Genomic DNA, 13,156 nt, shown 5'->3' on the forward strand with positions numbered 1-13,156 from the left:
GCCTGGGGAGATCCGCCGTCTCCCAGTGGCCCGATGAACTGGGTCTGCGCCAGTCCGACCAGGTGATGGGGGCTGCGCTGCGGCTTGGCTTTCTGACGCCGGATAACAATCACAAAGGAGCAACTTCAATGCAGAAAATTCGCAAGGCCGTCTTTCCGGTCGCCGGCATGGGAACCCGTTTCCTGCCTGCAACCAAGGCCAGCCCGAAGGAAATGATGCCGGTCGTCGACAAGCCGCTGATCCAGTACGCGGTCGAAGAGGCGCTGGATGCCGGCATTACCGAGATGGTATTCATCACCGGTCGCAACAAGCGCAATATCGAAGACCACTTCGACAAGGCGTACGAGCTCGAAAGCGAACTTGAAGCCAAGGGCAAGCAGAAGCTGCTCGATATCGTCCACTCGATCATTCCGAAATCGGTGACGTGCATCTATATCCGCCAGCCGGAAGCTCTGGGTCTTGGCCATGCAGTGCTGTGCGCCGAGCCGGTGGTGGGGGACGAGCCGTTCGCGGTCATTCTGGCCGACGACCTGATCGATGGCGGTGCGACGTCCGAAATGGCGCGCATGGTCGAAGTGTTCGGCGATACGCATTGCGCCGTGCTCGGCGTCGAGGAAGTGCCGCGCGAAGAAACCAGCTCGTACGGTATCGTGGCGGTCGACGACAACAATGGCCGCCTGCGCATCAACAATATTGTGGAAAAGCCGAAGCCGGAAGAGGCACCGTCGACGCTGGCCGTCGTTGGTCGCTACATTCTGACTCCGCGGATTTTCCATCACCTGCAGCACGTGCAACCGGGCAAGGGCGGGGAAATCCAGCTTACCGACGGCATTTTCGCGCTGATGCAGGAGCAGCACATCCTGGCGCACAAGCTCAAGGGGACGCGCTATGACTGCGGTTCCAAGCTGGGTTATCTGAAGGCGACGCTTGCCTACGGGCTGAAGCACCCGGAAGTGGGTGGGGAGTTTGCCGAATACCTGAGCCGCTTCACCTTGCCCAAGGCTTGATGTCCGGTAGCGATGAGTAAAACAAGGCGGCCCTCGGGTCGCCTTGTTTTTTTATGGCTGTCAGTCCGTGCATATGATGGAAGGACCGGTGCCGTTTCGCCGCGCCGGCTAGGGGAAATCATGCTGGCTATTCTCGGCGGTACCGGCGCAACCTGGTTGTCGGGGCTGGAGGTGTCGCGCCGGCTGGTGGTGCGCACGCCCTATGGTGAGCCATCCGGTCCCCTGGTTTTCGGGGTGCTTGGTGATCGGCCTTGCGTCTTCCTTGCGCGACATGGCTATGGTCACACGATTCCGCCGCATCGCATCAATTACCGCGCCAACATCTGGGCGCTGGCCGAGCAGGGCGTGACCGGGATTGTCGCGCTTGCATCGGTCGGGGGAATCAGGTCCCAACTTCGACCTGGCGTACTGGTGTTGCCGGATCAGTTGCTCGACTACACCTGGGGGCGCCAGCACACGTTTTTCGATGGCAGCGACAGGGTGGTGACGCATGTCGACTTTACCGAGCCGTACGACGAGGCACTCCGCAAGGTGCTTGTGCAGGCGGCAAAGCGGGGCCGGACTTCCGTCGTCAACGGTGGTGTCTATGCCTGCATGCAAGGGCCGCGACTGGAAACGGCGGCCGAAGTGCGCAGGGTTCAGCGCGACGGGGCCGATATGGTCGGCATGACGGCGATGCCCGAGGCGGCGCTGGCCAGAGAGCGCGGTGTGCCCTATGCAATGCTGGCGGTTGTGGCGAACCGCGCCGCCGGGCTTGCCGAGAGTGCCGACAGCGTCAATCGGGCCGATGCGGCACAAGTGCTCGCGCTTGGAATGGCGTCGGCGGAAACGCTGCTAAAAAATATGTGAGCATTCCCTAAAGTTCTCCGGGAACCCGACGATAAGTGGTTCAAGGACGCAGCAACGCTGGTCCGGCTTCCTAAAAATATCGTCTCTCTATCGGAGAAACATCATGGCTCAAGTCATCAACACCAACGTTGCTTCGCTCAATTCGCAGCGTAACCTTGGTACCTCGCAGGCGAGCCTCAATACCTCGCTGCAACGCCTCTCGTCCGGTCTGCGCATCAACAGCGCCAAGGACGATGCTGCCGGTCTCTCGATTTCGGAGCGCATGACCAGCCAGATCAATGGCCTGGATCAAGCCAAGCGTAACGCCAACGACGGCATCTCGATGTCGCAAACGGCCGAAGGCGCGCTGTCGTCTGCTGGCGACATGCTGCAACGTGTCCGTCAGCTCGCGGTGCAATCGGCCAACTCGACCAACTCGGCCAGCGACCGTCAGTCGCTGCAGAACGAAGTGACGCAGCTCGTGTCCGAACTGGACCGTCTGTCGACCACGACCGAATTCAACGGCAAGAAGCTGTTCGACGGTTCGTTCGGTACCGCCCAGTTCCAGGTCGGCGCCAACGCCAACCAGACGATTTCCGCCAGTGCCGCCAACCTGCGCACGAGCAACTACGGTAACAACCAGGTCGGTTCGGCCGGCCCGGGTCTGGGTGCAAGCACCCTGGCTGCGGCCGGTGCCGAAGCTTCGCTGGTAACCGCTGGCAACGTCGACATCAACGGCTTCATCGGTAGCAAGACCGTGGCCGTTGCCGCAGGCGACAGCGCCAAGACCATCGCTCAGAACGTCAACAACGCATCGAACTCGACCGGCGTGACCGCGACGGCACGTACCGATGCGCAACTGACCTTCAGCGCAGCGGGTGCCTACAACCTCAAGATCATCGGCGACAACTCGACCGCTGAAACCGTGTCGTTCACGCTGTCGGCCGCTTCGGGCTCCGACGGCCTGTCCGCTGCAGTGACCGCATTCAACGACAAGTCCGCCAAGACCGGCGTGACCGCATCGCTGAACGCTGACAACACCGGCATCGTGCTGACCAGCGAAACCGGCCAGAACATCCGCCTGCAAGATACCGCGGTGGCCAACGCCGGCACGACGCAAGTTCAGGCACTGAAGGCTGACCAGACCACCGCGCTGGGCGCTGCAGTCACGCTCGCTGCCGATACGACGGCTGACGGCACGCTGGTGACCGGCCAAGTCACGTTCGACTCGGAAAAGTCGTTCTCGGCTGTGCAAGCAGCTGGCGGCACGAACATCCTGGGCGCAGTGGGTGCAGTCACCACCAACTCGGCGCTGAACAAGGTGTCGTCGCTCGACATCACCAGCTTCGCCAACGCAACCCAGGCACTGAAGACCGTTGACTCGGCCCTCTCGCTGATCAACAACGAACGTGCCAAGTTCGGTGCAGTGCAATCACGCTTCGAGAACACGATCTCGAACCTGCAAAGCACTTCGGAAAACCTGTCCGCTTCGCGCAGCCGTATCCGCGATACCGACTTCGCTTCCGAAACCGCAAACATGACCCGCAACCAGGTGCTGCAACAGGCCGGTACTGCGATGCTGGCACAAGCCAACGCGCTGCCGAACCAAGTACTCAGCCTGCTGCGTGGCTAACCTTCGGTTTGACTTCACGTTAAACTGACAAGCCCCGGCCCGCGTGCCGGGGCTTCTTGCAGGAGAGGGAACCCATGACGATTTCATCGATCAATCCCCTGAGCCAAAGCTCACCGCTACAACCACAGAATGATGCGCGGCAGCCGGCAGCGAACATTGCCGCCGCCAACCAGTCCGTCATCGGCGCTGTTGCAGCCAGTCCGGATGCCGTACAGGCGCCGACGCCCAAGCAGCAGGCTGCTGCGGTTGAAGATGCGGTCAAGAAACTGAATGAAACCGTGCAGTCGATGCAGCCCAAGGTCGGCATCGAGTTCAGTGTCGACGACGATACGCAGCTGTCCGTGGTCAAGGTCGTCGATACGCATTCGAAAGAAGTGATCCGGCAGATTCCGACGCAGGAAGCCTTGAACATCGCCAAAACAATCGACAAGCTGCAAGGTTTGCTGGTGCGCGACAAAGCTTAAGCCCGATCCCGTTTACCGTCTTACAAGGAAAATCCCATGGCCTCAATCACCACAAACGGTGGCTCCGGACTGGACATCAATTCGATTGTCAGTCAGCTGATGCAGATCGAGCAGCAACCGATTGCCAAGCTGAACACGAAAGAAGTGAGCTTTCAGTCGCAATTGAGTGCACTGGGAACGGTCAAGGGCGCGTTGTCGAGCTTTCAGAGCACCGTTGCTGCGCTGATGGACATCAACAAGCTCAACGGGGTGAAGGCGACCTCCAGTGGTACCGACGTGGCCACCGTGACGGCGAGCAATACCGCCGATCTGGGCAATTTTTCGCTGGACGTGCTCAAGCTGGCGCAACGGCAGCGCCTGACGAGTCAGGCCGGCCAGTTCACCAGCGGTGATCAGGTGCTGGTGCCCAAGGGTTCGGATGTTGCGAAAGCCAAGCTGACTTTCACCTTCGGCAAGATCGATGCTGCGGCGACCGACGGCTTCAAGCCGAACGCCAGTGCACCGGCCAAGTCGGTCGATATTTCCGATATCAATGGCGACGGACAAATCACGCTGAGCGAAGTGCGTGATGCGATCAACAAGCAGAGCGATCTGGGTGTGACCGCCTCGCTCGTCAAGGACTCGGACAATAGCGTCCGGCTGGTGATGACCGGGGCGAACACCGGCGAAAACTATGCTTTCAAGGTCGGCGTGGAAACCACGGATGCCGGCGGTGCCACAGTGGCCTCCGATCTCTCCAAGCTCGCGTTCGATCCCAATGGTGGCACCACGGATGCCAATGGCAATCTGGTCGCCAATGGGTTCACCATCCTGAAGGACGGGTTTGCGCAAAACGCGCAAGCCAAGGTCAACGGGATCGACGTCAGCAGCGCGAGCAACACGCTGACCGATGTGGTCGGCGGTTTGACGATTACCCTGCTCAAGACCACAACCGACACCAACAACAAGTCGACACCGATCCAGATCAACTCGCAACGCGATAGCGGTGCGATCAAAAGCGCATTGAGCGCCTTTGTGAAGGCGTACAACGACGTGCAGACGTCGATCACGTCGGTGGCCGGTTACAACGCCGATACCAAGGCCTCCGGCATCCTGCAGGGCGATGCATCGGTGCGCGGCGTGCAGAACCAGTTGCGCAGCATGCTGGGCGAAGCGTTTGGCGGCAGCGATCAGGCGATCAAGACGATGTCCCAACTGGGCATCGCATTCCAGTCGGACGGCAAGCTGGCGCTCGATTCGACCAAGCTGGACAAGGCCGTGACCGAAAACCTGGATTCGGTCCTGACGTTTATCGGTGCCTATGACAAAACCAAGAATCCGACCAAGGCGCCGGATTCGAGTCAGGGCAGTTTCGGCTACAAGCTCAACGACATGCTCGACAAGATGCTGACCAAGGGCGGGACGCTCGACAGTCGCACGGACGGGATCAACCGCAGCATCAAACTGCTCAGCGAGCAGCGCGATGCCATGACGGCCAAGCTCACGGAAACCGAGGCCCGGATCCGCAAGCAGTATGTCGCACTCGACCAGACGCTGACCAAGATGCAGCAAACCAGCAATTCGCTGATTTCGCAGCTGGCCGCGCTGTCGGCGAACTGATCGCGTACCGGTAAGGAGTTCGAAGAATGATGGGACTGAAAAAGGCGCTGAACGCCTACGGTCAGACGTCGGTCGAAATGGCCGTGGATGTTGCCAGCCCGCACAGGCTGGTGACGATGCTGTTCGAGGGGGCCATCAAATCCGCGATGATGGCAAAAGTGCATCTGGAAGCCGGCAATATTGCGGAGAAGGGCGCTGCGACCTCGAAGGCGATCGCGATCGTCGACGACGGCTTGCGCCTGTCGCTGGACAAGACGCAGGGCGGCGCGCTGGCCGAGAATCTGGATGCGCTGTACGAATACATCAGCACCCAGTTGCTGCTCGCCAATTTGCGCAACGACGCGGCGCTGTTCGACGAGGTGCTGGGCTTGCTGACCGGGCTCAAGCAGTCCTGGGAGGCCATCGATCCGGCGGCCCAGGCTGCGCAAGCGGCCGAACCGCCGCGTACGGATTCTGCCAGCGTGCTCAGTTATGGCCGTGCATGACGCGCTGGCGCGCCTGCAGGCACTGCACGACAGCCTGCTGGCGGTAAAAGATGCCCTGACGGCGCCGGAAGACGAGGCCTTGCTGCTGGCGCTGGCGCGTTACGATGAGGCCGCTGCAGCGCAACTGTCGGTGGATTGGTCGGGTTCGCCGCAACGACAACAGGCCGTTGCGCTGATGACCGCATCGCAGTCCATGCTGGAAGAGCTGCTGCCGCTAGTCCGGCGAGCCCGCGACGAATCCCAAGCCGCGCTGCAAAATGTCCATAACGCCGATAAACTGAATCGAGCCTATCGCTGATAACACCCCGTGGCGGGTGGCGGAACAAGCATGAACGGCATCCTGATCACCTGGCAGCAACTGCTATACGTCAGCCTCGGTCTGATCGTGTTTTATATTGCCCAGTTGCTGTTCTTCCTGAAGCGTCATGGCTGGTCGTGGCCCAAACACGCCAGCGCGCCCGATACTGCATTGCGTGTCGAGGTGGTGGCGCTGCGTCAGGAAGTCGAACGGCTGAAGATCCGCCTTGCTGCGCAGCAGATCGAGCCGGTGACCAGCGGTGCCGAGCCGGTGGTCGAGGTGAGCGATGAATCGCCTTACGCGCACGCCATCCGGCTGGCGCGGCAGGGGGCCGAGGCCTCGCAGGTTGCATCGGTCTGTGGCCTGTCCCGCGGCGAGGTGGACCTGATCATCGCGCTGTATCGCAAGCAGGGCCACAAGTAACCATGTTGCCGGGGACGAACGCCGTCGGGCTGCTGCAGCAATACCTGCAGGGCCAGACGCCGCTGATCGATACGGCCCGACTGGCCGGCACCGAAGAGGTGCTGCTGACGGTGGGCGAACGCCTTCAGGCCATTGTCCGCAACGAACTGCCCAATGGCCGCTTCGCGGTGCAAATCAAGGATCAACTGCTGGATCTCAACCTGCCGCGCAATACGCAGCCGGGAGAGCAGGTCGAACTCGAGGTCGTTTCGACGTCGCCGGCCTTGCGGTTTGCGCTACTGCAGGGCAACGCAGCCGAGCCCCGTCAGGCCACCACACTCAGCACGGCAGCGCGTGCGCTGGCCGAGCTGCTGCGCCCGACCGCAGGTACGGGAGCCAAGGGGGTCGACGATCCCGAGCCTTTGCTCAAACCCAGCGACGGTGCTGAGCCGGACGTACCCAAGTTGACCGAGCGGTTGGCGCAGGCCATCAACAATAGCGGCCTGTTTTACGAATCGCATCAGGCCGACTGGGTGCGGGGCGAGCGCCCGTTACAGGCGCTAATGCGCGAACCGCAGAATGCACCTGCTGCGGATACGGCGCGTGCCGGAGCAGGCTTGCAAGCGGAAGGTTCCGGCGGTGCCGCCTCCCGTGTCGACGAAACCCGCACCGTGCTGGGCCAGCTGGTTCAGCGCCAACTCAATGCGCTCGATCAGGGCGGGGTGGTTTGGCAAGGGCAGGCGTGGCCGGGGCAGCCGCTGCGTTGGGCGTTGAACACGGAAGTGCCGGACGAATCCCGCCATGCAACCGTCAATGACGAGCAAACTGCCCAGCGCTGGCAAACGCGCCTTGATCTGACTCTGCCACGGTTGGGGTCGGTGTCGGTGCTGGCCGAATTGCATCAGGGCCAGTTTTCCCTGCGTTTCATTTCGCCTGAGACGGAAACCCGGGCCGCGATCAGCGCGGGCCAGCCGGTTTTGCAAGCCCGTTTTGCTGCGGCCGGGCTGGCGCTGGCCGGAACGCCGGCCGTCGTCGCCAGCGGAGACGGGGGTGGCGCTTGACCAAGTCACAGCGCCGTCAGCAGGCGGTGGCGCTCGCGTACGCCGACGGTGGCGGTGCACCGCGGGTCGTTGCCAAGGGGCAGGGGCTGACCGCCGAACGCATCATCGAGAAAGCGCGCGAAGCAGGCGTATTCGTGCACGAATCGCCGGAGCTGGTGTCGCTGCTGATGCAGGTCGATCTGGACCGGCACATTCCCGAGCAGCTTTACCGCGCGGTCGCCGAGCTACTGGCCTTCATCTACCTGCTCGAAGCCGGGGCCGACGTGACGGCGCCCGAGTTCAAGGCGCCGCCAGTCATTCCGGACCCGCTCTAGAAAAGTCCGAGTGCCTTGAGCATGACGATGGCGATCAGTAACGGCGACACGTAGCGCAGCAGGATGAACAGCGCTTTCACCAGCGGACCGTTATCGAGCTGGCCGTTGTTGGAAAGTCCGGCCTGCAGTTTGCCCATCCCGTATGACCACCCCACGAACAGGCTGATCAGGATGCCGCCCAGCGGCAGCAGCACGTTCGAGCTCAGGTAGTCGAACAGGTCGAACGCATTCAGTCCGAACAGCTTCCAGTCCTGCGTCAGACTTTGCGACAACGACGCTGGCGCACCGAGCAGCGCGATCACCGCCAGCGTGATCAGCGTGGCTTTCCTGCGGCTACAGGACCAGCGCTCGGTCATCATCGCGACCGGCACTTCCAGAATCGACAGCATCGCGCCGAGCGAGGCGATCGCGGTCAGGACGAAGAACAGCACCATGAACACCTGCCCGCCGGGCATGCTGTCGAACACGGCCGGAATGGTCATGAACACCAGCGACGGGCCGGCGGCCGGCTCGAAGCCGAAGGCGAACACGGCAGGGAAGATCGCCATGCCGGCGAGCAGCGATACGCTCAGGTCGGCGATCATCACCCGCGTAGCGGTCGCCGGGATGTTCTGCTCGGGGCGGAAATAGCTGCCATAGGTCAGCATCGTGCCCATGCCGATCGACAGCTTGAAGAACGCGAGGCCGAGCGCGGTCAGCAAGACGCCGGTGCCGATCTTGGAAAAGTCCGGCGCGAACAGGAAGCGCAGCCCCTCGGCGGCACCGGGGAGGGTCAGGCTGCGGATGCACAGCGCGATCAGCAGCAGGAACAGCAGCGGCATCAGTTTCTTCGCGACCGCCTCGATGCCCTTGGAAACCCCGAGCATGATGATGCCGCCAGTGACCACCAGCACCAGCCACTGCCAGAACAGAGCCTGCACCGGTGACGACACCAGTGCACCGAACGTGGCCTTGGCGCTCGCCGGGTCGGTATGGCCGAGTGTGCCGGCGATGCTTTTGACGACGTAGGCAAACACCCAGCCGGCGACCTCGGTGTAGAACGCCAGAATCAGCACCGCAGCAACTAGCCCCATGTAGCCGATCGCTTTCCAGAACGGCTGTTTGGGCGAGAGGATTTCGAAGGTGCTGACCGCATTGGCGCGGGCGGTGCGGCCGAGCATGATCTCGGCAATCATCACCGGCAGGCCGACGAGCAGGGTCGCCAGCAGATAGGTCAGCAGAAAGCCCGCGCCACCGTTGGTGCCGGTCAGGTAGGGGAATTTCCAGATGTTGCCGAGCCCGACTGCCGAGCCCAGTGTGGCGACGAGGACGCCGAAAGTAGAGGTAAAGCCGTCGCGTTGCGCCATGGCGCGTACTCCCTGTAGTGTCGCCGACGGCCGGCTTGGCCCGGATCGCTGCATCGGTACGGCGCGCCCGTGCCGGGACGGACGAAGAACCTTGCCGCGCTCGGGTCGTGCGCAGGTTCGGCGGACGACTCAATTGCGTAATAGACCGCACCGGGATCGCCGGCAGCGGAAAGGCGCGGATTATCATCCCGATCGGCTGCGTTGTCGCTTCGGGAAAACCGCAGCGCAGACGCGGTAAACTGGGCGCATGAACGCCGAAACCCCCGCCGCTCCGACCGATGACCGCCTTGCCGCGCTGATCGAGCACGTCAAGGCCCTGCCGCACCTGCCCGGTGTGTACCGCTATCTCGACGCCGGTGGCGCGATCCTCTACGTCGGCAAGGCGCTGGACCTGCGCAAGCGGGTCGGTTCGTACTTCCAGAAAAACGACCACAGCCCGCGAATCCGGCTGATGCTGGCGCAAGTCGCGAAAATCGAGACGACCGTCGTGCGCAGCGAAGCCGAAGCGCTGGTGCTCGAAAACAACCTGATCAAGGCACTTTCGCCGCGCTACAACATTCTGTTTCGCGACGACAAGAGCTACCCTTACGTGATGATCAGCGGACACGCCTCGCCACGGCTGGCGTACTACCGGGGGGCGCTGGACAAGCGCAACCAGTACTTCGGCCCGTTTCCGAACGGCTATGTGGTCAAGGAATCGCTGCAACTGCTGCAGAAGGTGTTCAAGCTGCGCACCTGCGAAGACACCGTGTTCGCCAACCGCTCGCGCCCCTGTCTGCTGCACCAGATCAAGCGCTGTTCGGCGCCGTGCGTGAACCTGATCAGCGCCGATGACTATCGGCGTGACGTCAACAATGCCGCACTGTTCCTCAGTGGCAAGGCGAACGAATTGCTCGAGGAGCTTGAAGCGAACATGGAGGCCGCATCGGCGGCCTGGGATTTCGAGCGCGCCGCGCTGTTGCGCGATCAGGTTCAGGCTCTGGCCAAAGTGCAGGAACGCCAGTTCGTCTCCAGCAATACCAGCGAGCTCGATGCCGACATCGTTGCCTGCGTGGTCAAGGACGGCATGGTCTGCGTCAATCTGGCAATGGTGCGCGGCGGGCGCCACGTCGGCGACAAGAACCTGTTCCCCAGTCATGCCGACGATTACGACGCGGCCGAGGCGTTGTCGGCGTTTCTGGCGCAACACTATCTGGACCGGAGCGTGCCGGCCATGGTGCTGTGCCACCCGGCGCCGCCGGATGCCGAGGTGATCGCGTCGCTGCTGTCGGATCAGGCCGGTCGGGTGGTGCGGCTCAACAGCAATCCGAACGGCGAGCGCAAGGTCTGGCTGGAAATGGCGCTCAAGAATGCCGAACTGGCCATCGCGCTCAAGCTCGGTCAGGCGGCGACGCAAGCCGGCCGGCTGGCCGCGCTGGTCGATGCCTTGGGTCTGCCCGACGAAACGCAGCGGATCGAGTGCTTCGACATCTCCCACACGATGGGCGAGCTGACCGTGGCGTCGTGCGTGGTGTTCGACCGTGGCGACATGCAGCCTAAGGAGTATCGCCGCTACAACATCGAGGGCATCACCGGCGGCGACGACTACGCGGCGATGAAGCAGGTACTGACCCGACGTTACGGCAAGATCGCCGCAGGCGAGGGCGTCGTGCCCGATGTCATCCTGATCGACGGCGGCAAGGGGCAGCTGGCTCAGGCCGAGGAGGTGATGGCCGAAGTCGGACTGACGCAGCCGGTGCTGATCGGTGTCGCCAAGGGCGAGACGCGCAAGGCGGGCCTCGAGCAGTTGATCCTCGCAACAACGCACGAGGTCAAGCACCTGAAGCGCGACCATCCGGGGCTGCATCTGGTGCAGCAGATCCGCGACGAATCGCACCGTTTCGCGATTACCGGGCACCGGGCGCGACGCGCCAAGGCACGCGTTGCGTCCAGTCTCGAAGACATTGACGGTGTCGGGCCGAAGCGCCGGCAGCGTCTGCTGGCCCGCTTCGGTGGCTTGCAGGGCGTGAAGGCGGCCAGCGTCGATGACCTGATGCTGGTCGACGGCATCAACGCCGCACTGGCCGAGAAGATCTACGCTGCGCTGCGCGGCTAGTTGCCGCGGTACTCCATGACTTCTTCGCCGTTGATCATCTCGCCGGTCGCGACCCAGCCGCAACGGCGGTAGAAGCCGTGGGCCCGCACGTCCGGGTCCGGATTGGCGACGAGCCAGATCCGCGCGTGACCGAGCGATTGCAGCCAGGCGACGACGCGGCCCAGCAGTGCCTTGCCGATACCACGGCCCTCGAAGTCGGGCAGTAGCGCCAGCACCAGCATCTCGCCGCCCTCCCGGTCGCCACTGGCAAAGCCGACGATGCGGCCGTCGACCTCGCATAGCCAGCCCTTCACCTCGCCGCGCTGCATGGCGGCGGCGCTGGATTCCGGCGTAATGCCATAGCCGGCGAGTTCTTCCGGTGTCAGTGCGTTGTCGCGCGTCTGTCCGCGCAGCACGAACAGGGCGGGCAGGTCGTCGGCCCGGGTTTCGCGGATCAGCATGGTTTCAGTCCTTACGGCCGATGTTCAGGGCATCCCAGCCGGCATGACCGAGCTGTTCCAGGGTCGCGATATTGCGCTCGAAGATCGCCGACGCGTCGGGAAACGCCGCAGCCGCACGCGCGATGCTGTCTTCGCGCAGCAGGTGCAGCGTCGGATAGGGCGAGCGGTTGGTGTAGTTGCCGATGTCGTCCGGTCCGGTGCCGGCGAACTGGAAGCGCGGGTGAAAGCTGGCGATCTGCAGGATGCCTTCCAGATCGTGTTCGCCGACGGCTTCTTCGGCGACGCCGACGACATCGTTGAAGACGAGGAAGTCGTCGAACAGTGTCGGGTGGATCAGGAGTGTCGTATCGATCTCGGCGGGGTCGGCGGCGGCCAGCAGGTCGAGCTCGCGGTCGAGTTCTTCAAGAAAGCCGTCGAGGTGGCGTGCTTCACTGACGATGTAGCGGACCTGTTCCTTGACGTAGACAGCCTTGGCAAACGGGCACAGGTTCAAGCCGATGACGGCCTTTTCCAGCCAGTCCCGGGTTGCTGCAATCACGTGTTGCTGATCCATCGGTGTTGCCTTGCGTAAGTCATCAAGGCCCGATTCTGCCGTGACAGCTGCTTGCGCGCCAATCCCGATGGCTCAAGCGGCCTCGTCGGATTGCGGCTCCCGCGCCTTGGGCTTCTTGCGGACGTACAGCGTCTTGTGGACCTTGGCGACGATTTCGCCGTTGGCATCGACGATCTCGACGTTGAACTGCGGCAGGTGTTTTTCGCCGCCCTCGGTCCGGGCTCGGATGTCGTCCAGCATGGCCTGGTCCAGCCGGAAGCGCGCGGTGACGACGCCCCGGCCGGGGGCGAGGAAGTCGATACTGGCGCTCTGGTCCCAGACGTAATAGTCGCGGCCGAGTGTATGCATCAGCATCAGCATGTACCAGGCGTCGGTCATCGCGAACAGGCTGCCGCCGAAATGGGTGCCGACGTAGTTGCGGTTGTACCAGCGCAGCCGCAGCTCGACGTCGACCTCATGGAAATCGGCGGTGATGCGCGTGGCGTGGATGCCGGTCAGCAAAAACGGGGGCCACCAGTTGATCAGGCGGCGCAGGGTGCTGGCTTTCATGGCGGGTCTCGATCGATGTCTCTGTCAAAATCTCAAACGATCGTTTGGTTGTCAATGCGGGCCGACGCCCATGTGCCAGTTT

The 13,156-nt window shown here is 62.8% G+C and carries 15 protein-coding genes; 11 read left to right on the forward strand and 4 right to left on the reverse strand.

Going from position 1 to position 13,156, the window contains the following annotated elements:
• Positions 1–128: 128 nt before the first annotated feature.
• The 10 genes from galU (at position 129) to JMJ54_RS00100 (ending at position 8,091) form a co-directional block, all read left to right on the forward strand.
• Complete coding sequence (gene galU / locus JMJ54_RS00055; RefSeq protein WP_203535915.1) at positions 129–1,007, forward strand: UTP--glucose-1-phosphate uridylyltransferase GalU; 879 nt, start codon at positions 129–131, stop codon at positions 1,005–1,007.
• A 120-nt stretch (positions 1,008–1,127) separates the two neighbouring features.
• Positions 1,128–1,856, forward strand: a complete 729-nt coding sequence (locus JMJ54_RS00060) for an S-methyl-5'-thioinosine phosphorylase (RefSeq protein ID WP_203535916.1) — start codon at positions 1,128–1,130, stop codon at positions 1,854–1,856.
• Between the two features lie 103 nt (positions 1,857–1,959).
• On the forward strand, positions 1,960–3,468 hold the full coding sequence (locus JMJ54_RS19330; protein ID WP_203535917.1) for a flagellin N-terminal helical domain-containing protein: 1,509 nt from the start codon (positions 1,960–1,962) through the stop codon (positions 3,466–3,468).
• A gap of 74 nt (positions 3,469–3,542) precedes the next feature.
• Positions 3,543–3,932, forward strand: coding sequence for a flagellar protein FlaG (locus tag JMJ54_RS00070; protein WP_203535918.1), 390 nt, complete (start codon positions 3,543–3,545; stop codon positions 3,930–3,932).
• Between the two features lie 36 nt (positions 3,933–3,968).
• Positions 3,969–5,531 carry a flagellar filament capping protein FliD gene (gene fliD / locus JMJ54_RS00075; RefSeq protein WP_203535919.1) on the forward strand — a complete coding sequence of 521 codons (1,563 nt, stop codon included), beginning with the start codon at positions 3,969–3,971 and terminating at the stop codon, positions 5,529–5,531.
• Positions 5,532–5,557: 26 nt separating this feature from the next.
• Entirely contained in the window at positions 5,558–6,016 is a 459-nt protein-coding gene (gene fliS, locus JMJ54_RS00080) for a flagellar export chaperone FliS (RefSeq protein WP_203535920.1), read from the forward strand.
• Positions 6,009–6,314: a hypothetical protein gene (locus tag JMJ54_RS00085; protein ID WP_203535921.1), complete on the forward strand. Its 306-nt coding sequence runs from the start codon at positions 6,009–6,011 to the stop codon at positions 6,312–6,314. The genes fliS and JMJ54_RS00085 overlap by 8 nt, the downstream gene beginning before the upstream one ends.
• 30 nt (positions 6,315–6,344) lie before the next feature.
• On the forward strand, positions 6,345–6,737 hold the full coding sequence (locus JMJ54_RS00090; RefSeq protein WP_203535922.1) for a DUF2802 domain-containing protein: 393 nt from the start codon (positions 6,345–6,347) through the stop codon (positions 6,735–6,737).
• Between the two features lie 2 nt (positions 6,738–6,739).
• Positions 6,740–7,777 (forward strand): flagellar hook-length control protein FliK, encoded by a 1,038-nt coding sequence (gene fliK / locus JMJ54_RS00095; protein ID WP_203535923.1) that lies wholly within the window; start codon positions 6,740–6,742, stop codon positions 7,775–7,777.
• On the forward strand, positions 7,774–8,091 hold the full coding sequence (locus JMJ54_RS00100) for an EscU/YscU/HrcU family type III secretion system export apparatus switch protein (RefSeq protein ID WP_203535924.1): 318 nt from the start codon (positions 7,774–7,776) through the stop codon (positions 8,089–8,091). Before fliK ends, JMJ54_RS00100 begins: the two co-directional genes overlap by 4 nt.
• Here the strand turns inward: JMJ54_RS00100 and JMJ54_RS00105 are convergent.
• Positions 8,088–9,437: a sodium-dependent transporter gene (locus JMJ54_RS00105; RefSeq protein ID WP_203535925.1), complete on the reverse strand. Its 1,350-nt coding sequence runs from the start codon at positions 9,435–9,437 to the stop codon at positions 8,088–8,090. The two genes, JMJ54_RS00100 and JMJ54_RS00105, sit on opposite strands and share 4 nt — an antisense overlap.
• A gap of 247 nt (positions 9,438–9,684) precedes the next feature.
• Between JMJ54_RS00105 and uvrC the strand changes: the two genes are divergently transcribed.
• Complete coding sequence (gene uvrC, locus JMJ54_RS00110; RefSeq protein WP_203535926.1) at positions 9,685–11,532, forward strand: excinuclease ABC subunit UvrC; 1,848 nt, start codon at positions 9,685–9,687, stop codon at positions 11,530–11,532.
• Here the strand turns inward: uvrC and JMJ54_RS00115 are convergent.
• The 3 genes from JMJ54_RS00115 to JMJ54_RS00125 all read right to left on the reverse strand — a co-directional run bounded on the left by JMJ54_RS00115 (position 11,529) and on the right by JMJ54_RS00125 (position 13,074).
• The gene (locus JMJ54_RS00115) at positions 11,529–11,972 is read right to left on the reverse strand and encodes a GNAT family N-acetyltransferase (protein ID WP_203535927.1); all 444 of its coding nucleotides are present in this window, start codon (positions 11,970–11,972) and stop codon (positions 11,529–11,531) included. The genes uvrC and JMJ54_RS00115 overlap by 4 nt on opposite strands.
• Before the next feature lie 4 nt (positions 11,973–11,976).
• A complete protein-coding gene (locus tag JMJ54_RS00120; RefSeq protein ID WP_203535928.1) occupies positions 11,977–12,525 on the reverse strand; it encodes a DUF1415 domain-containing protein in 549 nt (182 codons plus the stop codon).
• Between the two features lie 72 nt (positions 12,526–12,597).
• The gene (locus JMJ54_RS00125; RefSeq protein ID WP_203535929.1) at positions 12,598–13,074 is read right to left on the reverse strand and encodes a DUF4442 domain-containing protein; all 477 of its coding nucleotides are present in this window, start codon (positions 13,072–13,074) and stop codon (positions 12,598–12,600) included.
• Between the last annotated feature and the right edge of the window lie 82 nt (positions 13,075–13,156).

The sequence above is a fragment of the Jeongeupia naejangsanensis genome (assembly GCF_016865585.1).
Classification (GTDB): Bacteria; Pseudomonadota; Gammaproteobacteria; order Burkholderiales; family Chitinibacteraceae; genus Jeongeupia; species Jeongeupia naejangsanensis.